Below are 20,892 nucleotides of genomic sequence, written 5' to 3'. Positions count from 1 at the left end.
ACGCCCCCATGGCTGCGTTGCATCGTCTCGCCGTACTAGCGTACTGTCTTCGACGGTGTGCCTTGCCCTGAGGGGTTTGTTGGACGCTCTTAAGCGCCCGCGGCCTGGGCCGTATCGGCGGCCGGCTTGGCGTTCGCTTTCGGCAGCTGCACCAGGCGGGTGCCGGCCAGGCGGTCGTGCAGGAACTGGCGGTCCTTGTCGAGGAAGGCCGTGAGGCCCCAGGCGACGACGCCCACGGCGATCGCGGCCGAGATTTCGGTCTTCCCGTGCAGGCCGAAGGCGGCGCAGACCATCAGCGCCGGCAGGAACCAGCCCCAGGCCAGCAGGTAGCGCAGCACGGCTGTGCGCAGCGGCACGCGGGCCTGGCCGTCGCTGGTGAGGCGCAGGCGCCAGGTCTTCATCGCCAGCGTATGGCCGCTGTCGGTCCAGCACCAGACGAAGTAGGCGCCGGTCACCAGGAACAGGAAGAGCTTGAGGCCGTGCTGGGCCAGCGGCGCGTGGCTGTTGCGCGTGACGAGCAGGTAGAGGGCGACGGCCAGCATCTCGATGGCCAGCAGGAGGAAGGTCTCGTAGACCATGACGATCAGGCGGCGCTTGACGGTCGGGGTGCTGCTGGCGGTGTCGCTCATCGGATCGGGCTCGAAGCTGGACTCAGGCGTTGTTCGGAGTAATGCCCCAGTTGGCCGGCACCGGCTTTTCCTGCTGGGGCGGATTGGCCGGCTGGGCGGGCTGGGCCGGTTGCGGCGTCGCCGGTGCGGGCACCGGCTGCTGCTGCGTCGCCGGCACCGCCACGCAGGGCGGGGTCGCGGAAACGGCGTTCTTGACGGTCCCGGCAGGACAGGAGGTCGCGCCCTGGCCGAGCGGCGCCACGGCCTTGCCGCTGGTCTGGCTCGGCACCACCGAGGTCGACTTGCGGCCGGCGGCCGAGGCGGCCAGTTTCTTCTTCTGGTCGTCGGGCAGTTGCTGGTAGCTTTCCCAGCTCGCGGTTTTCTGTTCCGGCGCGATCTTGCGCGCACGCGCATAGGTTTCGCGCGCCAGTTCGCGCTGGGCGGGCGTGAGCTTGGCCCATTCGCGCATGCGATCATGTACGCGCTGCTGTTCTTCCGGTTTCATGCTGGCAAAGCGGTTGGCCAGCTGCAGCCATTTCTGCTTGCGCACGCCGTCCATCTGGTCCCATTCGCCCTGCAGCGGCTGCAATGCCACCTGCTGGGCCGGGCTCAGCGAGCGCCACAGCGGCTTGTCGCCGGTCTTGTGGGCGTTGACAGTCCCGGGCTTGGCGGGATGGGCGGTGGCATCGGCGGCGGCGCTAGCAGGCGTGGCGTTGCCCGCGTCCGGCGTGCCGAACAGTTCGTGCTGATGGCTGAACAGCAGCACGATGGCGGCGAATGCGGCGGCGGCGCCGGCGGCAGCGACTTTACCCTTGTTTGCCGTCATCAAAGCTGGGCCTTACTGTGCGCGTTGCGGCGCTTGCTGCTGTTGCTGGGCCAGGTAGGCGTTGAAGCCGTGGTCGGTGTAGGCGGTGAGCGGCAGGTCGTCGGACAGCACGGCGGCGTCCAGGTCCGCCAGCTCGGCCACGCGCTGCTCGCGCTCGACGTGGTAGACGCCGACCATGCCGGCAACCATCGCCAGCAGCGGGGCGACCACGGCGGCGCGCGCCACCCATTGCATCGAGAACAGCGAGCGGACATCGAACAGCGGACGCTTCTGCTGACCGCGAACCGGCGCCTGCGCGTCGGCCTTCTTGCGCGACAGGGCAAGGGCGCGTGCAGCCGCCAGCCGATCGGTGGTCGAGGCCGGCAGGTTATCGAGGTTTTCGTTCAGCGCATGGCGGATTTTGTACGCCAGGTTGATGTCGTCGGTGTTCATAGTTTAATTCCCTTGGCCCCCAGGGCTTTCTGCAGGGCATGCGTGGCGCGAGAACAATGTGTCTTTACACTGCCCTCGGAGCACCCCATCGCTTCGGCCGTTTCGGCCACGTCCATGTCCTGCCAGTAACGCATGAGGAAGGCTTCCCGTTGACGCGCCGGGAGCTTTTGTATCTCCTCGTCGATCAGGCGCAGGGTTTCGGCGCGTTCGACCTGGTCCGCGCTCGACTCGGCGGCGGCGGTCCCTTCCTCGGCCTCGTAAGAGGCGAGTATATCAAAGTCTTCATCGTCCTCATCCCGCCGCCCGAGGCTTCCGAACAGACTGATCCAGGTGTTGCGGACCTTCTCGCGGCGGAAATAATCGAGGATGGTGTTCTGCAGGATGCGCTGGAACAGCATCGGCAGTTCGGCCAGCGGCTTGTCGCCGTATTTTTCGGCCAGCTTGATCATGGCGTCCTGAACGATGTCCAGCGCTGCCTCGTCCTTGCGGACCGCGTACGCAGCCTGCTTGAAGGCGCGCCGCTCGACACTCTCGAGGAAGTCGTTTAGTTCTTTGTCAGTGGCCATGCGATGAAGGGTCGGAAAACCTTCGAATGCTAGCAAAAATTACGGCTGAGCGCACTGTAAAATAGAAGAATGAACACATTGCGCGTCCTGGGAAAGGCAAGCTCGATCAATGTTCGCAAGGTCTTGTGGACCTGCGCCGAACTGGATCTTCCATTCATCCGCGAAGACTGGGGCAGCGGTTTCCAGTCCACCCAGCAGGCGGAATTCCTCGCCATGAACCCGAATGCCATGGTGCCAGTGATCGTCGATGCGGACCTGGTCCTGTGGGAATCGAACACGATCTGCCGCTACCTCGCCGGGCGTTACGGCAAGAACGAGTCGCTGCTGCCTGCGGAACCAGCCGCGCGGGCCAGGGTCGAGCAGTGGATGGATTGGCAGGCGACCGATCTCAACAACGCCTGGCGCTACGCCTTCATGGCCCTGGTGCGCAACAGCCCGGCCCACGCCGATGCGCCCCAGGTCGAGGCCAGCGTGGCGCAATGGCACCGGCACATGGGCATCCTCGAGCGCCAGCTCGACAAGACTGGCGCCTTTGCCGCCGGCCCGGAATTCACGCTGGCCGACGTGGTGCTGGGGCTGTCCACCAACCGCTGGCTGATGACGCCGATGGCACGTCCCGATTATCCCGCCATCGAAGCGTATGTGGCGCGCCTGCGCGAGCGGGCGGGATGCCGCGAGTTCGGCATGAACGGGGTTGCCTGACCCCGGACGGCCCGTGGATACGCTTGGGCAGGATCGTCAGGGAGACGCAACTGCGAGGTGTAAAAGTCTGCGCGGGAGCATGACGTTTATGAGGCCTTGCCCGCATCGACATACGCTTCCAGTTTTACGTTGATCCAGTCGACTGGCTTGCCATATTCTTCGCATTTTTTCGACGAGAGCCCGAAACGGAAGAGTTTTCCGATAAAGCCATACTTTTGATAATCCTCTGCGGCTTCCAGATTCTTCTGGCCAAGCTTATCTGGTTCCGCTTCAATTTCTCGTCTTCTTGCCAAGGCCCTTGCTTCGAACCTTGCCGGCCTCAAGACGAGATGATGAAGAGGTCTCTTCGCTACCGCGGTCGGGTGCTTGCCTTACCAATTGCCACCGGCTGCGGCGCTGGAATACGTCGGCGGCTGCCGCCCCTATCCGGAATCTGGAGCGCGCGACCTGGAAGGTTGCAGGGGGCAGCAGTTCGTCCCTTGCAAACCATCGGGTGCCGTCGAGCGCTTCTGTATCCTCGCAACGCCACCAACCGCTTGCCGCACAGGGAGCGCCGGTGGCGGCGAAGTTCCCGACCGGCGTCGTGGGAGCAGTTTGGCTTGTGGCAGCCACATGGATGCTTCCTTTTGAAAGCCCCGGCTCCGCCAGCTGGATTGCCGGTACTACCCGTGCCTGATTTCTTCGATCGAGGAGCGTCCAGCAGGTAGGCTGGTCAAGTTGGTAGCTCGACTGTTCCCTGCGGAGCTTGTCCCACAGCTTCTGCGGTTGCAGCAGCAGCGCCTGTGGGATGCGTTGTCCTTTTTTCAGGAACTGGCGCTGGCCTCCTGCCACTTCAGCACGTTTTCTGCCATCCTTGCATTGCCACCAGCCGGTTTCGGGACAAATGTCTCCTGCAGATGCCGTATCGCCCGGCTTGGAGCCGGGTGCTTGTTCAGGTTTCGCCGTCGGCGCGGTACTGGTCGGACGCACCCGGATACTGGACGAGATCTTGTCCCATAGCTGGATCAGGGCTTCTTCGCCCAGGAAGCTGATGACGGGCCGGGCGCCTGCATTGACGGGGTGGCCGGTCGACATTTCGAGGTGCATGAATGGGACGAAGACGTTATCGCTGGTGCCATTCACTTCCCAGTTGAAGCCGAAGGTATGTACAAAATTCAGCTCTGTCCATTTTTCCGCTACTTCATCGCCTTCAATCCCGCTGATACTTCGCTTGCCCTTCCTTAATTTATTCATGAGCGGCTTCTGCCACAAAGGCATTTCCGCGTCCACAGCCGTGTCGCGCTCGAGGCGTCCTTCCTTATCCGGTTTTGTTCCTGCGCGAGTATTCAATGCCAAGGCTAGATCCGGATGATCCTTGAAGCCCGCAAACATCACCACGCCTTCGGTATAGTCGGCTGGTAAGGGGTCCAGCAAGATGCCGGGACCGAAGCAGAATCCGGCGGCAGTGGGTATTTCGTTCGCCGGTACCAGCCTCAGCTGGTCGAGAAGCATTGGTAGGTTGCCGATCTTACTGGGATCGTAATCATCGGCGATGAAGTCGAAGCTCGTTCCCTTGGCGTGAACATAGGCTTCCAGTTTGACGTTGATCCAATCGACCGGTTTGCCGTTTTCTTGGCCTTTCGTCAAATTTCGTCCGAACCGGAAGAGCTTTCCGGTAAAACCATTTTTCTGATAATCCTCTGCGGCTTCCAGATTCTTCTGGCCGAGCTGGTTTGGCTCGGCTTCTATTTCTTTTTGTCTTGCCAAGACCCGTGCTTCAAACTCCTGTTGGGTTTCCTCCTGGGCTGAAATCCAGAATCCTTTCATGTATGCGCGGCCGTAGGAAAAGTCCATGGACTGCGGCAGATCGATCAGGAACCTGCCGATGCAGGCCGTCTTCATCTGTTGCGTCAGTTTTGCCACCGAATAGCGGTCCATCATTGCAGCCCCTATGCCGTAAAGAAGATAAATCCCGTAGAGTGTCGCCAGGACACCGATCAATGGATGCGTCTTCTTGCGCGTTTTATCCATTCTTTCCGAGTTCCTGGACAACTTTGGCGATGCAATAGCAGGTCAGCAGAATAGCGTCGTGATGCCTGTAGCTTTCCTGGTGGCGGTAGCCCTGGGTGGCGAACAACTGCCTGACCTTGCCGCCCGGGCCCGCGCCGGACTGTTGCGATACCGTGTCGTCACCGGCCGACTCCTGTTGCTCGACCGAGAAGGTGAGGGTGCGTTTGCCTTCGACCTGTACGGTCCGTGCGCCGTCCGGCGCATGGCCCAGGTATTTTGCCGTTCGAATATTCGACATCGTTACCGGCCCATGTGGCCCGTTGGACGGCTCATGCGCCACCCAGCGGATCTGGCCATATGCAGGATGAGCCTGGTCCGCGCCGTAAAAGGCAAAGCTTGTGGGATGGTAGTAATCCGCCAGCCAGTCGTGAAATTTTTCTGCGGTGTCGATGGCGTCACGGACTCTTTTTCCAACTCCGCCAAACAAGTCTTGGTACAGATCAGCGGGGTTAGTGAGAGCAGGATTGATCAATCCGTACCATGAATCCATGTCGCGATACAGATCGTAGGGATTCGGCTGCGATTCGTTCGGCAGGCTCAGGCAATCGTTGGTCGCCTCGCGCCGCGCGTTCGGTGCGGGAGTCCGGGCCACCCGGACATGTAGCCAGGGCCGCGGGTAGAGCTTGTTCGGCAACAGCTCGAGAGCCCCCGGCGCAACCGACAACACAGGCGTCGTATCCTCGGGCCGCCTGCCGGCGATGTCGGCGAATTTACCCGCCTTGTAGTTGTCGAGCGTATCGTTCGCCGGGTTGTCGCATTCCGTGCCGCAGGCCAGGCGGCGGTAAGCCAGGGGCGCGCCCAAGGCCGGCATGACGCCGTGGATCACACCCAGGATCTTGTCCGGAATGCGCTTGGCGCAGGCACGCCCGACCAGGCCGCCCATGGAATGGGTAACCAGGATCACCTTGTCGCATTCGTGCTTGCGGGTTCGCCACCATTTGACGATCTCGTCGATGCGCCGCTCGAGACGTCTGGCCGATTTGCCGCAGGACTGGAGCCAGTTGTAGCCGCAGGCGTAGATCGGGTACTGGTACCCGGCGTATGTTTCGAGTTCGCTTTCCGTCAGGGGCGCTACCGAGCGCACGCCCCAGCGCCGGAGCGGCTCGCTCTGCATGGCCTGCATGACTTCCTTCCAGCGGGTACGGATGTGTCGCTGGTTGAGCGCATCGAATCGAAAGGTCATTTCAAGGTGGCTCTGCAGTTCGAACAGCAGGTTCCCGTACGAACCATTGAAGATCTCGCCCCAGCCGCGCTCGCGCATGACGCTCTGCTCGAGATGGCAGTGAGGGATATCCAGGTCGCCGGTATCGTCGACTTCTACATAGTCTGGATGCAGGAGGAGTTGGCGTGCTCTCGGGCTTCGCTTCTTCCATTCGTTCGCATACAGCAAAGCAGCCGCATCATTGTTCGGCGGCCGCCAGGCCGGCTCCCCCGGCTTGAGCGGGTAACCCGGCGGCAGCTTCACATCGCGCCTGACACGCAGATTCGTTCCCATCGTTCCTGGAATAAATATGACTGGAACAACCTTGTTCGAACCTTTGTACACCAGGCCGCGCGTCTTGAAACTGGTCGGCGTCAGGACAGTGCGCACACTGAGGCTGCCGTCCTCGTTGATTACGGGATCTTTCAAACGACGCAATGGATCTGTCATCTTTGGCTTCACATAAAAATGCTGTAATGCTGGCATGACCAACGGGCGGCACTTCTGCTCGATTCCGACTGCGGCGGGACACACGATAGATCGCCAGCAAAGGAACGATCGGCGCAATGTGCATCGCACAAGTTCATTGCGTCGCGTACCTTTTTCTTTCGAAACTTTGAGGAGATAAGTGCAGTAGGGAATCTAAAAGAGGGATAAATCCGGGCATTGGCCCTGTGCAAGACAAGCTGGCAACTCGTCATCTAGGGATCGCTTGTATTGCTGGGTAAGGGATGAATGCCTGAGCACGGCAACATTTCACGCGCCGCGTGTCGATATGAAAATTTCGAAAAAGAAAATCCTTTTTTAACTTGACCAGAATGGTGCAACGCAGTAATGTAACTAACGCTTTGCAACCCCGAAGCCCACGGTCAGGCAGGACCGGCACACAAGGCCGCTCCCGCATGACGCGCTTTCACATGTAGGCAGTTTGCTCCAACCCGCGCCAAAAGCGCGAGAGACACGCATTCCGCACACAGAAACTCACGCTGAACGAGTTTGCGCCCAGCGCCGGTTCGTAAGTCATCTACGGGTGGCTGAAAGATCGACGTGACCGCAGGAAGAAGGGAAGCATGAGCACTGTTGCGTGACACGTATCTCGTCAGGAACGAGCATCCGATCAATCTCCCTATGGGTCTTGAAAGGAAACGTAATGAGTCACGATTCGGCAGTTCCCATCACGGGCGCTGAGATACTGGTCCGTTGTCTGGCGGAGGAGGGCGTGAAACACGTCTTCGGCTATCCGGGCGGCGCGGTCCTGTATATCTACGACGCCATCTTCAAGCAGGACAAATTCCAGCACATCCTGGTACGCCACGAACAGGCGGCCATCCATGCGGCCGACGCCTATTCGCGGAGCTCGAACCAGGTCGGCGTGGCCCTCGTCACGTCCGGTCCGGGCGTCACGAATGCCGTCACCGGCCTCTCGACCGCCTATATGGACTCGATCCCGATGGTGGTGATTTCCGGCCAGGTGCCGACCCACGCGATCGGCCAGGACGCGTTCCAGGAGTGCGACACGGTCGGCATCACCCGGCCTGTGGTCAAGCACAACTTCCTCGTCAAGGACGTGCGCGACGTCGCCGCGACCATCAAGAAAGCCTTCTATATCGCCCGTACCGGCCGTCCCGGTCCCGTGCTGGTCGATATCCCGAAGGACATCAGCATGCAGAAGGCCCTGTACGAGTATCCGCGCGAGATCGAGATGCGCTCGTACAAGCCGGTCGACAAGGGCCATGCGGGCCAGATCCGCAAGGCCGTGCAACTGCTGCTGTCCGCCGAGCGCCCGATGATCTATACGGGCGGCGGCGTGATCCTGGCGAACGCCTCGAACGAGCTGAACCGCCTGGTCGACAAGCTCGGCTATCCGGTCACCAACACGCTGATGGGCCTGGGCGCCTACCGCGCCTCCAGCGGCCACTTCGTCGGCATGCCTGGCATGCACGGCACCTATGAAGCGAACATGGCGATGCAGCATTGCGACGTCCTGATCGCGATCGGCGCCCGCTTCGACGACCGCGTGATCGGCAACCCGAAACACTTCGCCAGCAACCCGCGCAAGATCATCCACATCGACATCGACCCGTCGTCGATCTCGAAGCGGGTGAAGGTCGACATTCCCATCGTCGGCAACGTCAAGGACGTGCTGGTCGAGCTGCTGTCCCAGCTCGACGCCGCCGAACAGAAGCCGAATGAGCAGGCGCTGCAGAAGTGGTGGGGCCAGATCGGCGAATGGCGCTCGCGCGAATGCCTGCGCTATACGCCGTCCGACGAAGTCATCAAGCCGCAATCGGTGGTCGAGACCCTTTGGCAGGTGACCGGGGGCGACGCCTTCGTCACCTCGGACGTCGGCCAGCACCAGATGTGGGCTGCCCAGTACTACCCGTTCAACCAGCCGCGCCGCTGGATCAACTCGGGCGGTCTCGGCACCATGGGTGTGGGCCTGCCGTACGCGATGGGCGTGCAGATGGCGAACCCGGGTTCCACCGTCGCCTGCATCACGGGCGAGGGCTCGATCCAGATGAACATCCAGGAGCTGGCGACCTGCAAGCAGTATCACCTGACGCCGAAGATCATCCTCCTGAACAACCGCTTCCTGGGCATGGTGCGCCAGTGGCAGGAACTCGACTACAACTCGCGCTATGCCGAGTCGTACATGGATGCGCTGCCCGATTTCGAGAAGCTCGCCGAGGCCTACGGCCACGTCGGCGTGCGCATCGAGAAGCCGGGCGACGTCGAGGGAGCCCTGCGCGACGCCTTCGCCATGAAGGACCGCCTGGTGTTCATGAACTTCATCACCGACCGCAGCGAGAACGTCTGGCCGATGGTCAAGACGGGCAAGGGCCTGTCGGAGATGCTGCTGAGCTCGGAGGACCTGTAATGCGCCACATTATTTCCGTCCTGCTCGAGAACGAAGCGGGCGCCCTGTCGCGCGTGGTCGGTCTGTTCTCCGCACGCGGCTACAACATCGAGACGCTGACCGTGGCGCCGACCGAAGACCCGACGCTGTCGCGCATGACCATCGTGACCACCGGCTCCGACGACATCATCGAGCAGATCACCAAGCACCTGAACCGCCTGATCGAGGTGGTGAAGGTGGTCGACCTGACCGAAGGCCAGCACATCGAGCGCGAGCTCATGCTGATCAAGGTGAGGGCGGTCGGCAAGGAGCGCGAAGAGATGAAGCGCACCGCCGACATCTTCCGTGGCCGCATCATCGACGTGACCGAGAAGACCTACACGATCGAGCTGACCGGCGCCAAGAGCAAGCTCGACGCCTTCATCGATGCCATCGACCGCGCTTCCATTCTGGAGACCGTGCGTACGGGCGGCAGCGGCATCGGGCGCGGCGAACGGATTTTGAAAGTTTAAACGTCAAGGCGTGGGCGGAGTGCCCACCCTGCGGTAGGGTGGGTACTCCGTGCCCACGCACTACATACCACACACCAAAACACAGGACACAAAAATGAAAGTTTTCTACGACAAAGACTGCGACCTCTCCCTCATCAAAGGCAAGAACGTCGCCATCATCGGCTACGGCTCGCAGGGCCACGCCCACGCCCAGAACCTGTCGGAATCCGGTGTCAACGTCACCGTCGGCCTGCGCCGCGGCGGCGCTTCCTGGACCAAGGTCGAACAGGCCGGCCTGAAGGTCGCGGAAGTCAACGAGGCAGTCAAGGCTGCCGACGTCATCATGATCCTGCTGCCGGACGAGAACATCGCCCAGGTCTACAAGGAAAACGTCGAGCCGAACGCCAAGCAGGGCGCCGTGCTGGCCTTCGCCCACGGCTTCAACGTCCACTACGGCCAGGTCGTGCCGCGCGCCGACCTCGACGTGATCATGGTCGCACCGAAGGCCCCGGGCCATACCGTGCGCGGCACCTACACCCAGGGTGGCGGCGTGCCGCACCTGGTTGCCGTCTACCAGGACAAGTCCGGCGCCGCGCGCGACATCGCGCTGTCGTATGCGATGGCCAACGGCGGCGGCCGCGCCGGCATCATCGAAACCAACTTCCGTGAAGAGACCGAGACCGACCTGTTCGGCGAGCAGGCCGTGCTGTGCGGCGGCGCCGTCGAGCTGATCAAGGCCGGTTTCGAGACCCTGACCGAAGCGGGCTACGCACCGGAGATGGCCTATTTCGAGTGCCTGCACGAGCTGAAGCTGATCGTCGACCTGATCTACGAAGGCGGCATCGCCAACATGAACTACTCGATCTCGAACAACGCGGAATACGGCGAGTACGTGACCGGCCCGCGCATCGTGACCGAAGACACCAAGAACGCGATGCGCCAGTGCCTGAAGGACATCCAGACCGGCGAGTACGCCAAGTCCTTCATCCTCGAGAACAAGGCCGGCGCCCCGACCCTGATCTCGCGCCGCCGCCTGAACGCCGAGCACCAGATCGAGCAGGTGGGCAGCAAGCTGCGCGCGATGATGCCGTGGATTGCGAAGAACAAGCTGGTGGATCAGTCGAAGAACTAAGTCAGCCAGGAAGGTCATCCCCGCTTTCGCGGGGATGACGCTACTGTCCGCATGAACGACGGTAATGAATTGCAACCGTTTGCAATATTCCATTACATAAATACGCGCCCACCCCAAAACACGCTATCGTTCCGCCTGTAACCAATCAGGAGAACAACAATGCGTCCGTCCCCCCTCATTCTCGCCATCAGCATCGCACTGGCTACCGTCCCGGCCCTGAACGCCCAGGCCCAGAACGCACCCGCCGCAGTCGCGACCACCAGCGGCACCCTGGTCATCGTCCCCGCCTACGGCGAAGTCCGTCATGCCAATGACGAAGCCACCGTCACCTTCTCGGTCGAAGAGCAGGACAAGGACCGCGCCGCCGCCACCGCCCGCGTGAACCAGAAGATGAAGCAGGGCACCGAGATCGTGCGCCGCGAGGATCCGCGTGCGGAGCTCAAGACCGTCAACTACTACAGCTATCCGGTGTATCCGGAAGTGTCGGACACGCCGCGTCCGATGGCCAACCAGCAGGCCGCGCGCCGGGTGCCGATCGGCTGGCGCGTCGGCCAGTACCTGGAAGTGAAGACCCGTAGCCTCGACAACCTGCCGAAGACCGCCGCCGCGGCCCAGAAGGTGCTGGGCATCACCAACATCGACTACCACCTGAGCCCGGAGCTGACTCGCAAGCTGGACGACGAGCGCATCGCCGCCACCTACCGCAACCTGAACGAGCGCGTCGCCTCGATCGCGCGCGCGATGGGACGCAACGTCAACGATGCCGTCATCGATACCGTCGACTTCGAAGGCAGCGGCAATTACGTGGGCGGGCAGGGCGATGTGGCCGCCGCGCCGATGACCATGATGCGCGCCAAGCACGCGGAAGCCGCAGAGATGCCCGAGCCCAGCTTCGAGCCGGGCGAGACCCGTCTGCAGATGCGCCTGGTGGGCAAAGTGAAGTTCAGGTAAGAACCGATCCCGGCAGGCAGGAGCGACTCCTGCCTGCTGGGACAGGTTCCAAGCGTATCGGTTCGCTAACACCCGTGCGCGGCCATATAATGGCGTGGTCCGCGCCCGCGCGCGCTGTTACCGAATAACAATACTTATGCCAACATTTCCACGCCGCAGAAAGAGCGGCGCACCCAAGACCTCGCGCTTCGGCCGTTTCAGCCGCTTCAGCCGCGCTCCGCGCAAGACGGACGCGGCGGCCCGCCCGCGGCGCGGCATCTACCTGCTGCCGAATGCCTTCACGACCGCCGCCCTGTTCGGCGGTTTCTACGCGATCGTGATGGCGATGAACCAGCGCTTCGACCAGGCTTGCTGGGCCGTGTTCATCGCCATGGTCCTCGACGGCCTGGATGGCCGCGTGGCCCGCCTGACGAACACCCAGTCGGAATTCGGCGCCCAGTACGATTCGCTGTCCGACATGGTGTCCTTCGGCGCCGCGCCGGCCCTGGTGATCTACGAATGGTCGCTGCGCGGCCTGGGCAAGCTGGGCTGGATCGCCGCCTTCGTCTACTGCGCCGGCGCCGCGTTGCGCCTGGCCCGCTTCAACACCAACATCGAAGTCGTCGACAAGCGCTTCTTCCAGGGCTTGCCCAGCCCGGCCGCGGCGGCGCTGGTGGTCGGCTTCGTGATGATGATGACCGATCCCGAGATCAACATCAGCCCGCGCCAGGCCGACTGGATCTCCTGGTGCATCGCGCTGTTCGCCGGCCTCACCATGGTCACCAACGTGCCGTTCTACAGCTTCAAGGACGTCAACTTCCGCAAGTCGGTGCCCTTCATCGTCGTGTTCCTCGTCGCGCTGGGACTGGCCCTGCTGGCGATCGACCCGCCGAAGGTGCTGTGGCCGCTGTTCGTGCTGTACGGCCTGTCCGGCTATGCCGTGTACCTGTGGCGCCTGGCCAAGGGCAAGCCGGTCAGCATCGTGCAGACCGAGGAAGAGCCGCTGGATCCGAGCGAGCGACGCTGATCCGCGCGCCCGATGGTATGCTGAAGCCATGACTACCGATTCCGACATTGAGCTGTCCGGCCCTTTCCAGGCCAAGGACGGCAACGGCCGTACCCTCGACGTGAAAGCGATCCGCATCTTCGACGAGGGCTACGGGATCATCGACGTGTACGTGGAGTTCAAGGCCCAGCTCGAGCCCGGCGCCCACAAGGATCCGGTGCTGCTGCGCCAGATCGTCGAACGCCTGCGCGCGGTCGGCTACAAGGGGCCGGACTTCGGGCTCAGCGATCCCGGCCTGCAGGAAAGCCGCCTGATCGTGCTCGAGGCGCCCGAGGAGTTCGCCGCCTTCGCCAAGAGCCGCGGCTGGAAGAACCTGGCCGAGGATTTCGACGACGAGTAATTTCGGCCCGCCGGCCTAATCCCGCAGCGTGCGCCACTCCTGCTGCGTCGCCGGCTGCTCGTGCTGCGGGCAGCTGGTAATCCTCTGCTTGCCGTGCTTTTCGATCATGTCGATGCTGGTGGCGGGCGAGCGGTCCGTAATGCAGTAGGTGCCGTTGCCGGTGATGACGCGCGAGCGGCGCGCGCCGTCGCCGGTGTCGTTCACCAGCGATTCCACCTTCGGCGCTTCCCAGATCCTGCCGGGCGCCAGCGCGGCGGCTTCCTCCATCTTCCTGCGCATGCGGATCTGCGGGCTGTCCAGCGGGGCGCCGATATACGGCCTGTTTTCCTTGCGCAGCGCCTTGTCGATGCCGCCGATGTCGCGCCTGGCGCGTTCCATGATCTGTTCGGCGCTCGGCTTCGTTGCGGCGGGCCGGGATGGCGCCTCGGCGCTCGTGCTGGATGGCGGAGCCATGCTGTCTGCCGGCGCCGCGAGCGGCGGTGATGCCGGCAAGGGCGGCAGGGTGATGGCGGGGGTGGGGAGATGCGGATGCCGTGCGGGAGCTTCCTTGCGCGGTGGGGCGTCCTCGTCCTTCGACGCAGGCGCCGTCGCGGGCTGCGGTCTCGGCAGCGGAATCCACACGGTGCGGCCGCGCGTCTCGTCATCCGGGCGGGCCGGCGCAGGCAGCGTGCGCAAGGCCTGCCAGCCGATCAGCAGCGCCAGGTGCACGAAGGCTGTCAGCAGCAACCCCAGGCGGCGGTCGGTGGAGGCTGTGTTGTAGGCAAGGTTCATGCAGAAAAAGTATAGCGGCCGCCGGGCGCCGCTTTCTCACACATCCTCACCGTCCGCTTAACCCGGCCTTAAGACTCAGCGGTGCCGGAAGCGGTCGTCGTACATCGGATCCGGCCCGTTCAGCATCTGCCGCACGACACCCTGCTGGTCGAAGTGGACGTTCATCATCGAATTCCACACGCCCGCTTCCTTGTAGCGGTAGGACCAGACTTCGTAGTTGTGGAAGGCCACGCGCGAGATCTCGGCCGGGCGGCCGAAGTTGCGCAGGATGTCGTCCTTGGTCCACTGGTCGACCTTCACCTTGGCGAAATTTTCGCTGGTCAGCACCTGCTCGTAGGAGAGCAGGTGGCCGTCCGGCCCGATGCGCGCCATGTGCTGGAACTGGCCCATCGGCTGGCCGCGGTACTCCAGCACCTGGCCGCCGTCCGGCTCCGGGTAGCTGGCGGCCGGCTGGCCCAGCGCGGCCGTGACCTCGGCCAGCGGCGCGCCGACCGGCGGCGGCTGGCGGAACAGCGGGGCGCAGGCGGACAGGGAGAATGCGAGCGCCGCCGCCAGCGTCATCGTCCCGATCGAATGCTTCATTGCTAGCCTCCTTGTGCAAAGTGCAGCCGGCGCTCACAGACCCTTGTAACGGTCGTCGAGCAGCGGGTCCGGGCTATTGAACACGCGCAGCACCGTGCCGCGCGCATTGAAGTCCACATTCATCACCGAGTTCCACACGCCTTTTTCCTTGTAGCGATAGGACCAGATCTCGCCTTCCTCCAGGCGCGAGCGTACGACCTCGGCCGGGCGGCCGAAGTTGCGCAGGACGTCATCGCGGTTCCAGCGGCCGACCTCGATCCTGGCGAAGTTCTCGCTGGTCAGCACCTGCTCGTAGGAGATCAGCCTGCCGTCGGCGCCGATGCGCGCCATGTGCTGGAACTGGCCCATCGGTTGGCCGCGGTATTCGAGCACCTGGCCGCCGGCCGGGTCGGGGTAGATTGCATCCGGCTTGCCGAGCCTGGCCGTGACTTCGGCCAGCGGCGCGCCGACGGCGGGCGTCCGGCGGATCATCGGGGCGCAGGCGGAGAGCGACAGGATCAGTGCGAGGGTGGCGGCGGTGTTGAGCGTTTTCGTCATCGGTTTATGCATTCAAAGTCCATGGGGCATGCCAAAACGGCAATACCGGTCCCCCACATTGTATAGCGAAGCCGAAGAATTTCTGGCTTCACCCGGCGTTTTCAAATATACTTCCCGGTCTTGGCCTCAAGGCCAGGTTTCTTAACAACTCACGGTGCGCTGGGTTCCGACTCTTGCACCGCATGTGAAAGGTAACATCATGACCGTAGAAAACATCAACAAAGCCGCCATCATCGCGGACAACGCACGTGGCGACAAAGACACCGGTTCGCCGGAAGTCCAGGTTGCACTGCTGACCGCCCGCATCAATGAACTGAACGGCCACTTCAAAGAGCACCAGAAGGACCACCACTCGCGCCGCGGCCTGATCATGATGGTCAACCGTCGTAAGAGCCTGCTGGCTTACCTGAAGCGCAAAGACCTGAACCGCTACCGCGACCTGATCGCCAAGCTCGGTCTGCGTAAGTAATCTACGCATTGAGCCAATCGGCTTGATCACGAAATGCCTGCGTCAGTTCGGCTGCCGCAGGCATTTTGTTTTTCTGAGTTTTGGCGTTTTTCGGGGTCAGAGCCCGGTTCACTCGGGTGGGCCCTGACCCCGAAAAGCGCCAACTGACTTGCAGTAAAGGCTATCGAAGCCAGATGGCCCGTGGTGAGGTGAACGACAGCGCCTGAAAATCTGTCGGCAAATAGAAAGGGATTACCCATGTTTAACAAAGTTACGAAAACCTTCCAGTACGGCGACCATACCGTGACCCTGGAGACCGGCGAGATCGCTCGCCAGGCTTCCGGCGCCGTCCTCGTGTCGGTCGAGGACACCGTCGTCCTGGCAACCGTGGTGGCGAAGAAAGACGCCAAGCCGGGTCAGGACTTCTTCCCCCTGACGGTCGACTACATCGAGAAGAGCTACGCCGCCGGCAAGATCCCGGGCGGCTTCTTCAAGCGCGAAGGCCGTCCGTCGGAGAAGGAGACCCTGACGTCGCGCCTGATCGACCGTCCGATCCGCCCGCTGTTCCCGGAAGGCTACCTGAACGAAGTCCAGGTCATCATCCACGTGCTGTCCGTGAATCCTGAGATCGATCCGGACATTCCGTCGATGATCGGCGCCTCGGCCGCCCTGTGCGTGGCCGGCATCCCGTTCAGCGGCCCGATCGGCGCCGCCCGCGTCGGCTACGCCAACGGCCAGTACATCCTGAACCCGACCACCACCCAGCTGAAGACCTCGCAGATGGACCTGGTCGTCGCCGGCACCGAACACGCCGTGCTGATGGTCGAATCCGAAGCCCAGCAGCTGTCGGAAGAAATCATGCTGGGCGCGGTCGTCTACGGCCACGAGCAGATGAAGGCAGTCATCGACGCCATCCACGCCCTGGTCGAAGAAGGCGGCAAGCCGGAAGTCGAGTGGAGCCCGGCACCGAAGAACGAGACCCTGATCGCACAAGTCGCGCAACTGGCAGAAGCCAAGGTCCGCGACGCCTACCAGACCCGCGAAAAATCGGCGCGCCAGCAGAAGCTGAAGTCGCTGTCGGGCGAAGTGATGGCCGGCCTGTCCGAGCAAGGTATCGAAGCGGATGCGGCCGAAGTCGGCAACATCCTGTTCGACATGGAAGCCAAGGTCGTGCGTTCGCAGATCCTGGACGGCGAGCCGCGCATCGACGGCCGCGACACCCGCACCGTGCGTCCGATCTCGATCCGCACCAGCGTCCTGCCGCGTACCCACGGTTCGGCCCTGTTCACCCGCGGCGAAACCCAGGCCCTGGTGATCGCCACCCTGGGCACCGGCCGCGACAGCCAGAAGATCGACGCGCTGATGGGCGAGTACACCGACGACTTCATGATGCACTACAACATGCCTCCGTTCGCCACCGGCGAAACCGGCCGTGTCGGCACCCCGAAGCGCCGCGAAATCGGCCACGGCCGCCTGGCCAAGCGCGCGCTGGTCGCCGCACTGCCGGCGCCTGAAGAGTTCAGCTACTCGGTGCGCCTGGTCTCGGAAATCACCGAGTCGAACGGTTCGTCGTCGATGGCTTCGGTCTGCGGCGGCTGCCTGGCGCTGATGGACGCCGGCGTGCCGATGAAGGCCCACGTGGCCGGCATCGCCATGGGCCTGATCAAGGAAGGCGGCAAGTTCGCCGTCCTGACCGACATTCTGGGCGATGAAGACCACCTGGGCGACATGGACTTCAAGGTGGCCGGTACCGCCAACGGCATCACCGCGCTGCAGATGGACATCAAGATCCAGGGCATCACCAAGGAAATCATGCAGGTGGCGCTGGCACAAGCCAAGGACGGCCGTCAGCACATCCTGGCCGAGATGCAGAAGGCCATGCCGACCGTGAAGACCGAGTTGTCGGACTTCGCACCGCGCCTGATCACCATCCGCATCAACCCGGAAAAGATCCGTGACGTGATCGGCAAGGGCGGCGCAGTCATCCGTGCGTTGACCGAAGAAACCGGCACCCAGATCGACATCACCGACGAAGGCATCGTGACCATCGCCTCGGTCGACGCCGCCGCCGGCCAGGAAGCCAAGCGCCGCATCGAAGAGCTGACCGCATCGGTCGAAGTGGGCAAGACCTACGACGGCACCGTGCTGAAGCTGCTGGACTTCGGCGCCATCGTCCAGGTCATGCCGGGCAAGGACGGCCTGCTGCACATCTCGCAGATCGCCAACGAGCGCGTCAACGCCGTTGCCGACTACCTGAAGGAAGGCCAGCAAGTGCGCGTGAAGGTCCTCGAGACCGACGAGCGCGGCCGTCTGAAGCTGTCGATGAAGGCTGCCGCCGCGGATGACGCGGCGGCGGGTGCGGCGCAGTAAGCTGCGTGCTCCCTCGGCCGCTTCCGCGGCCTGCCAAATGAAAACCGCCAGTGCGTGAGCCTGGCGGTTTTTTCTTTCTGCGCTGTTTGATGCGTTTCAACTCCGCACAGGAAATCCGGCGTAAGAATGCCTCGCATTGCCCGACGATTGCGCATTATGCGCCAGGGGGCACTGCGAGGAGCGCCACATGGCTGACAGCACCGTTTACGATCAATTCGAGCAGCTTACTCCGGACGAAAAGTCGTATATCCTTAGTCATCCGCATCATGCCGTCGCCATCAGGGAATCGAGATATCTGGCGTTTATCGAAACCAAGCGGTGGTTTGGGCGTAATGGTCGTAACGATAAGTCGGATGCGTTTCGCCATTGCTTCTGGTCAGCACTATTGGCGCGCGAAATAGGATACGAGAACGCGTTGAAATTCACGACCGCACACGAATCCTCTCTTGCTAACGATCCCGCCGAAAAAGCCATGGATTTGCACAACAACCGCGTTGGCCTTGGCATAGGGAAAGGTAATCGCACGGACCAGCAGCTTGCGGCCATGTGCCTGTCTGCCTTGAGGGCGGGCAGGCTGAGGGTGTTAAGCGGAGGCTGAACCATGCGCTTGTTCCTGATCGCCAGCCTGTTGTCGCTCGCCGTGGCCGGCTGCTCCGGTCATTCGGTCGAGAAGCAGGCAAAGCAGCTAGGAAACCGCGAATTTACCGCACAGGCGTGGCAAGGCGCCACCCAGGAAGAGCGCGGTGAAATGCTGGCTTCGCTGCTCGACAAACATCGGCTCGTAGGACACCCGGCCAAGGAAGCAGTGGCTCTATTGGGGAAGCCGACAGGTTATTACGAATACGACGAAAATCCCGCCTATTTCGTCGGTCCCGGAACGGTCAAGAGTGAGTTCGGAGACGGCTACCTGCTGGTCTTCCTGACCGACAAGGCAAGTGGGCGCATCACCGATATCCGCCTGATTCCACGGACTTAGCGTCCAGTCGATAGGCCACTCCGGCGGCCGGCCACATGAAAACCGCCAGTGCGTGAGTGAACTGACCCCGCCATTGCGGCGGAATGATCAGGTCTCCGCCTTCGTCTCCGCGAAGTAGGGAGGCTAAACCCGGGTCGCCTTGCACCCCGATTTGCATGGGTTTGGTCTTCCATTCCGCGTTCTCGGCTCCCGTCTCGACCCAGGTCATGGCCTTGATAACCTTCCAGTCGAGAGGGTGGAATCCAGGGCGGCAGCCTAGATGGCGATTGTATTCATCGACTGCCGTTTTGATTGGAGTCCTTGACGGCGCGCTGCAGACCGCTTTTCCACTTTCCGAGCGCTGTCATCGATGCTTGCTCTGCCATGTGCTTCTCCTTTTGAAGGCGACAACGCACGATGATGGCGTGACAACGCGTGGTTTGAGTTGTTGCCGGGCAAGCGAAGGCAATTCGTGGGTTTTTCTTCGGCGCTTAGGATTTTATTGGCGCTCAGGCCAGTTCCGGATGATGCTCCCTGAGCCAGCCCCTGACGTGCGCGAGCAGCGCCTTCGCCTGCGCCTGGGCGTCCTCGACCGCGCCGGCGCTGACGGGAACGCCTTCATAGTCATCGCAGTTGCGCAGCTGCCGCAAATCGTCGAGTTCGACCATGGTGCCCTTGTCGAGGCCGACGGCGACCGGCAGGGACTGGATCGCGGTCTGGTGATGCCCGGGCTTGCCGGTCGAGGTACGATAGCCGTTCGCCAGCAGCCCAACGATCGCGCATTGCATGACGCACTTGTAGGCGGCGTCGAAGCGGTTTTCGTTGCTGATCGCGGTGACGGCGGCATCGTCCAGGTTGCGCTCGGCTGCCGCCAGCAGGCGCTGGATGTCGCCGCGGTCGGGGCGGGCTTGGTCGAGGCTGCCGATTTCCAGCAGATTTTGTAAACTCATCTTTATTGTCCGATTGAAATAATCTGGTCCGGCAGAACCGGCTCGTAATGCTTGAGCATTCGCGACTGTAGCACCCCCGGCAGGCGCTCCCGATTCGGTACGCAATCGTGTCGTGTCGCAAAGGCAAGGAATGGTATAGTTAGTCATTTATTTAACAGAATGCCCTTGCTGTGACATAAAGGGGCTCAATCTTCCAAAGCCAAAGGAACCAATGATGACCACTCAGGACTACGCGAACCGCATCAGCCAGCTCATCCAGGAACACGAGGCCGATATCGGTGCGGAGTGGATGGCGCAGCTGGAAGCGCTGACGGTCCGCTCCAACGTGGTCTCGAAGGAGCAGCTGCGCAGGCACTGCCAGCAATTCCTCACCGCCTTCAGCAACGGCACCCGCGGCGGCGAGCTGAACAATATCGAGCACCGTTCCTGGGACGAGGTGCGCGACCTGCTGGCCGAGATCTCCTCGACCCGCGCCAGGAACGGCTCGACCCCGAGCGAGACCGCAACCTTCGTGTTCTCGCTCAAGCAGCCGCTGTTCGCGCGCCTGAACGCGGGCTTCGCCAACGACCCGGCGGCCCTGGCCAACGCTTCCTGGACCATCAGCTCGCTGCTCGACAAATTCGGCCTGTACACCATCGAGGTGTTCCAGCGTGCCCGCGACCAGATCATCGTGCGCCAGCAGCAGGAACTGCTGGAGCTGTCGACCCCGGTGGTCAAGCTGTGGAACGGCATCCTGGCGCTGCCGCTGATCGGCACCCTGGATTCGGCGCGCACCCAGGTGGTCATGGAAAACATCCTGCAGAAGATCGTCGACACCGGCGCCGCCATCGCGATCATCGACATCACCGGCGTGCCGACCGTCGACACCCTGGTCGCCCAGCACCTGATGAAGACCATCGCCGCGGCCCGCCTGATGGGCGCCGACTGCATCATCAGCGGCATCCGCCCGCAGATTGCCCAGACCATCGTCCACCTCGGCGTCAACCTGGAAGACGTGACCACCAAGGCCAGCCTGGCGGACGCCTTCGTGGTGGCGCTCGAGCGCACCGGCACCTCGATCGTGAAGAAGGGCTGAGATC

At 62.6% G+C, this 20,892-nt stretch carries 23 protein-coding genes; 12 read left to right on the top strand and 11 right to left on the bottom strand.

Annotated elements, in window-relative coordinates; genetic code table 11:
* Nucleotides 1-89: 89 nt before the first annotated feature.
* Genes AB4Z32_RS10690 through AB4Z32_RS10675 form a run of 4 tightly spaced genes read right to left on the bottom strand, consistent with a single transcriptional unit; the run spans nucleotide 90 to nucleotide 2,432 of the window.
* On the bottom strand, nucleotides 90-629 hold the full coding sequence (locus AB4Z32_RS10690) for an RDD family protein (protein ID WP_442121824.1): 540 nt from the start codon (nucleotides 627-629) through the stop codon (nucleotides 90-92).
* A 22-nt stretch (nucleotides 630-651) separates the two neighbouring features.
* Entirely contained in the window at nucleotides 652-1,434 is a 783-nt protein-coding gene (locus AB4Z32_RS10685; protein ID WP_442121823.1) for a DUF3106 domain-containing protein, read from the bottom strand.
* A gap of 12 nt (nucleotides 1,435-1,446) precedes the next feature.
* Nucleotides 1,447-1,866: a DUF3619 family protein gene (locus tag AB4Z32_RS10680; RefSeq protein WP_442121822.1), complete on the bottom strand. Its 420-nt coding sequence runs from the start codon at nucleotides 1,864-1,866 to the stop codon at nucleotides 1,447-1,449.
* Entirely contained in the window at nucleotides 1,863-2,432 is a 570-nt protein-coding gene (locus tag AB4Z32_RS10675) for an RNA polymerase sigma factor (protein WP_442121821.1), read from the bottom strand. Before AB4Z32_RS10675 ends, AB4Z32_RS10680 begins: the two co-directional genes overlap by 4 nt.
* 69 nt (nucleotides 2,433-2,501) lie before the next feature.
* Here AB4Z32_RS10675 and AB4Z32_RS10670 point away from each other — a divergent pair, with 69 nt between their 5' ends.
* Nucleotides 2,502-3,134, top strand: coding sequence for a glutathione S-transferase family protein (locus tag AB4Z32_RS10670; protein WP_442121820.1), 633 nt, complete (start codon nucleotides 2,502-2,504; stop codon nucleotides 3,132-3,134).
* A gap of 86 nt (nucleotides 3,135-3,220) precedes the next feature.
* On the opposite strand, the gene AB4Z32_RS10665 is transcribed toward AB4Z32_RS10670, so the two are convergent.
* The 3 genes from AB4Z32_RS10665 to AB4Z32_RS10655 are packed head-to-tail and all read right to left on the bottom strand — an operon-like array spanning nucleotide 3,221 to nucleotide 6,870.
* The gene (locus AB4Z32_RS10665; protein WP_442121819.1) at nucleotides 3,221-3,427 is read right to left on the bottom strand and encodes a hypothetical protein; all 207 of its coding nucleotides are present in this window, start codon (nucleotides 3,425-3,427) and stop codon (nucleotides 3,221-3,223) included.
* The gene (locus AB4Z32_RS10660) at nucleotides 3,405-5,144 is read right to left on the bottom strand and encodes a T6SS immunity protein Tli4 family protein (protein ID WP_442121818.1); all 1,740 of its coding nucleotides are present in this window, start codon (nucleotides 5,142-5,144) and stop codon (nucleotides 3,405-3,407) included. Before AB4Z32_RS10660 ends, AB4Z32_RS10665 begins: the two co-directional genes overlap by 23 nt.
* Nucleotides 5,137-6,870, bottom strand: coding sequence for an esterase/lipase family protein (locus AB4Z32_RS10655; RefSeq protein ID WP_442121817.1), 1,734 nt, complete (start codon nucleotides 6,868-6,870; stop codon nucleotides 5,137-5,139). Before AB4Z32_RS10655 ends, AB4Z32_RS10660 begins: the two co-directional genes overlap by 8 nt.
* 664 nt (nucleotides 6,871-7,534) lie before the next feature.
* Between AB4Z32_RS10655 and AB4Z32_RS10650 the strand changes: the two genes are divergently transcribed.
* The 6 genes from AB4Z32_RS10650 to AB4Z32_RS10625 all read left to right on the top strand — a co-directional run bounded on the left by AB4Z32_RS10650 (nucleotide 7,535) and on the right by AB4Z32_RS10625 (nucleotide 13,200).
* Nucleotides 7,535-9,262, top strand: a complete 1,728-nt coding sequence (locus AB4Z32_RS10650; protein ID WP_442121816.1) for an acetolactate synthase 3 catalytic subunit — start codon at nucleotides 7,535-7,537, stop codon at nucleotides 9,260-9,262.
* Nucleotides 9,262-9,753, top strand: coding sequence for an acetolactate synthase small subunit (gene ilvN / locus AB4Z32_RS10645; RefSeq protein ID WP_442121815.1), 492 nt, complete (start codon nucleotides 9,262-9,264; stop codon nucleotides 9,751-9,753). The genes AB4Z32_RS10650 and ilvN overlap by 1 nt, the downstream gene beginning before the upstream one ends.
* 94 nt (nucleotides 9,754-9,847) lie before the next feature.
* Nucleotides 9,848-10,864, top strand: a complete 1,017-nt coding sequence (gene ilvC / locus AB4Z32_RS10640; protein ID WP_047826307.1) for a ketol-acid reductoisomerase — start codon at nucleotides 9,848-9,850, stop codon at nucleotides 10,862-10,864.
* Between the two features lie 159 nt (nucleotides 10,865-11,023).
* Entirely contained in the window at nucleotides 11,024-11,815 is a 792-nt protein-coding gene (locus AB4Z32_RS10635) for an SIMPL domain-containing protein (RefSeq protein ID WP_442121814.1), read from the top strand.
* Between the two features lie 136 nt (nucleotides 11,816-11,951).
* Complete coding sequence (gene pssA / locus AB4Z32_RS10630; protein WP_442121813.1) at nucleotides 11,952-12,821, top strand: CDP-diacylglycerol--serine O-phosphatidyltransferase; 870 nt, start codon at nucleotides 11,952-11,954, stop codon at nucleotides 12,819-12,821.
* A 28-nt stretch (nucleotides 12,822-12,849) separates the two neighbouring features.
* Nucleotides 12,850-13,200, top strand: a complete 351-nt coding sequence (locus tag AB4Z32_RS10625; protein WP_442121812.1) for a hypothetical protein — start codon at nucleotides 12,850-12,852, stop codon at nucleotides 13,198-13,200.
* 15 nt (nucleotides 13,201-13,215) lie between these two features.
* On the opposite strand, the gene AB4Z32_RS10620 is transcribed toward AB4Z32_RS10625, so the two are convergent.
* From AB4Z32_RS10620 to AB4Z32_RS10610, 3 genes are all read right to left on the bottom strand, one after another.
* The gene (locus AB4Z32_RS10620; RefSeq protein ID WP_442121811.1) at nucleotides 13,216-13,971 is read right to left on the bottom strand and encodes a hypothetical protein; all 756 of its coding nucleotides are present in this window, start codon (nucleotides 13,969-13,971) and stop codon (nucleotides 13,216-13,218) included.
* 75 nt (nucleotides 13,972-14,046) lie between these two features.
* Nucleotides 14,047-14,553, bottom strand: coding sequence for a hypothetical protein (locus AB4Z32_RS10615; RefSeq protein WP_442121810.1), 507 nt, complete (start codon nucleotides 14,551-14,553; stop codon nucleotides 14,047-14,049).
* A gap of 33 nt (nucleotides 14,554-14,586) precedes the next feature.
* Nucleotides 14,587-15,090 carry a hypothetical protein gene (locus tag AB4Z32_RS10610; RefSeq protein WP_442121809.1) on the bottom strand — a complete coding sequence of 168 codons (504 nt, stop codon included), beginning with the start codon at nucleotides 15,088-15,090 and terminating at the stop codon, nucleotides 14,587-14,589.
* A gap of 199 nt (nucleotides 15,091-15,289) precedes the next feature.
* Between AB4Z32_RS10610 and rpsO the strand changes: the two genes are divergently transcribed.
* From rpsO to AB4Z32_RS10590, 4 genes are all read left to right on the top strand, one after another.
* The gene (rpsO, locus tag AB4Z32_RS10605; protein ID WP_036175277.1) at nucleotides 15,290-15,559 is read left to right on the top strand and encodes a 30S ribosomal protein S15; all 270 of its coding nucleotides are present in this window, start codon (nucleotides 15,290-15,292) and stop codon (nucleotides 15,557-15,559) included.
* A 237-nt stretch (nucleotides 15,560-15,796) separates the two neighbouring features.
* On the top strand, nucleotides 15,797-17,908 hold the full coding sequence (gene pnp, locus AB4Z32_RS10600; protein WP_442121808.1) for a polyribonucleotide nucleotidyltransferase: 2,112 nt from the start codon (nucleotides 15,797-15,799) through the stop codon (nucleotides 17,906-17,908).
* A gap of 187 nt (nucleotides 17,909-18,095) precedes the next feature.
* Nucleotides 18,096-18,506 carry a DUF6973 domain-containing protein gene (locus AB4Z32_RS10595; protein WP_442121807.1) on the top strand — a complete coding sequence of 137 codons (411 nt, stop codon included), beginning with the start codon at nucleotides 18,096-18,098 and terminating at the stop codon, nucleotides 18,504-18,506.
* 3 nt (nucleotides 18,507-18,509) lie between these two features.
* Nucleotides 18,510-18,884 carry a hypothetical protein gene (locus AB4Z32_RS10590; protein WP_442121806.1) on the top strand — a complete coding sequence of 125 codons (375 nt, stop codon included), beginning with the start codon at nucleotides 18,510-18,512 and terminating at the stop codon, nucleotides 18,882-18,884.
* 488 nt (nucleotides 18,885-19,372) lie between these two features.
* Here the strand turns inward: AB4Z32_RS10590 and AB4Z32_RS10585 are convergent, their stop codons facing one another.
* Entirely contained in the window at nucleotides 19,373-19,813 is a 441-nt protein-coding gene (locus AB4Z32_RS10585) for a DNA-binding protein (protein ID WP_442121805.1), read from the bottom strand.
* Between the two features lie 214 nt (nucleotides 19,814-20,027).
* On the opposite strand from AB4Z32_RS10585, the gene AB4Z32_RS10580 reads away from it, so the two are divergent.
* A complete protein-coding gene (locus AB4Z32_RS10580; RefSeq protein ID WP_442121969.1) occupies nucleotides 20,028-20,888 on the top strand; it encodes an STAS domain-containing protein in 861 nt (286 codons plus the stop codon).
* The last annotated feature ends 4 nt before the right edge of the window (nucleotides 20,889-20,892 follow it).

This window comes from Massilia sp. 2TAF26 (genome assembly GCF_052115005.1).
Classification (GTDB): Bacteria; Pseudomonadota; Gammaproteobacteria; order Burkholderiales; family Burkholderiaceae_D; genus Telluria.
This window is presented reverse-complemented; position numbering and strand designations above follow the sequence as displayed.

Excerpts from the sequence above, each read along its gene's own strand:
- AB4Z32_RS10690 (WP_442121824.1), bottom strand. The coding sequence starts at position 629 with ATGAGCGACACCGCCAGCAGCACCCCGACCGTCAAGCGCCGCCTGATC.
- AB4Z32_RS10685 (WP_442121823.1), bottom strand. The coding sequence starts at position 1,434 with ATGACGGCAAACAAGGGTAAAGTCGCTGCCGCCGGCGCCGCCGCCGCA.
- AB4Z32_RS10680 (WP_442121822.1), bottom strand. The coding sequence starts at position 1,866 with ATGAACACCGACGACATCAACCTGGCGTACAAAATCCGCCATGCGCTG.
- AB4Z32_RS10675 (WP_442121821.1), bottom strand. The coding sequence starts at position 2,432 with ATGGCCACTGACAAAGAACTAAACGACTTCCTCGAGAGTGTCGAGCGG.
- AB4Z32_RS10670 (WP_442121820.1), top strand. The coding sequence starts at position 2,502 with ATGAACACATTGCGCGTCCTGGGAAAGGCAAGCTCGATCAATGTTCGC.
- AB4Z32_RS10660 (WP_442121818.1), bottom strand. The coding sequence starts at position 5,144 with ATGGATAAAACGCGCAAGAAGACGCATCCATTGATCGGTGTCCTGGCG.
- AB4Z32_RS10655 (WP_442121817.1), bottom strand. The coding sequence starts at position 6,870 with ATGCCAGCATTACAGCATTTTTATGTGAAGCCAAAGATGACAGATCCA.
- AB4Z32_RS10650 (WP_442121816.1), top strand. The coding sequence starts at position 7,535 with ATGAGTCACGATTCGGCAGTTCCCATCACGGGCGCTGAGATACTGGTC.
- ilvN (WP_442121815.1), top strand. The coding sequence starts at position 9,262 with ATGCGCCACATTATTTCCGTCCTGCTCGAGAACGAAGCGGGCGCCCTG.
- ilvC (WP_047826307.1), top strand. The coding sequence starts at position 9,848 with ATGAAAGTTTTCTACGACAAAGACTGCGACCTCTCCCTCATCAAAGGC.
- AB4Z32_RS10635 (WP_442121814.1), top strand. The coding sequence starts at position 11,024 with ATGCGTCCGTCCCCCCTCATTCTCGCCATCAGCATCGCACTGGCTACC.
- pssA (WP_442121813.1), top strand. The coding sequence starts at position 11,952 with ATGCCAACATTTCCACGCCGCAGAAAGAGCGGCGCACCCAAGACCTCG.
- AB4Z32_RS10625 (WP_442121812.1), top strand. The coding sequence starts at position 12,850 with ATGACTACCGATTCCGACATTGAGCTGTCCGGCCCTTTCCAGGCCAAG.
- AB4Z32_RS10620 (WP_442121811.1), bottom strand. The coding sequence starts at position 13,971 with ATGAACCTTGCCTACAACACAGCCTCCACCGACCGCCGCCTGGGGTTG.
- AB4Z32_RS10615 (WP_442121810.1), bottom strand. The coding sequence starts at position 14,553 with ATGAAGCATTCGATCGGGACGATGACGCTGGCGGCGGCGCTCGCATTC.
- AB4Z32_RS10610 (WP_442121809.1), bottom strand. The coding sequence starts at position 15,090 with ATGACGAAAACGCTCAACACCGCCGCCACCCTCGCACTGATCCTGTCG.
- rpsO (WP_036175277.1), top strand. The coding sequence starts at position 15,290 with ATGACCGTAGAAAACATCAACAAAGCCGCCATCATCGCGGACAACGCA.
- pnp (WP_442121808.1), top strand. The coding sequence starts at position 15,797 with ATGTTTAACAAAGTTACGAAAACCTTCCAGTACGGCGACCATACCGTG.
- AB4Z32_RS10595 (WP_442121807.1), top strand. The coding sequence starts at position 18,096 with ATGGCTGACAGCACCGTTTACGATCAATTCGAGCAGCTTACTCCGGAC.
- AB4Z32_RS10590 (WP_442121806.1), top strand. The coding sequence starts at position 18,510 with ATGCGCTTGTTCCTGATCGCCAGCCTGTTGTCGCTCGCCGTGGCCGGC.
- AB4Z32_RS10585 (WP_442121805.1), bottom strand. The coding sequence starts at position 19,813 with ATGAGTTTACAAAATCTGCTGGAAATCGGCAGCCTCGACCAAGCCCGC.
- AB4Z32_RS10580 (WP_442121969.1), top strand. The coding sequence starts at position 20,028 with ATGACCACTCAGGACTACGCGAACCGCATCAGCCAGCTCATCCAGGAA.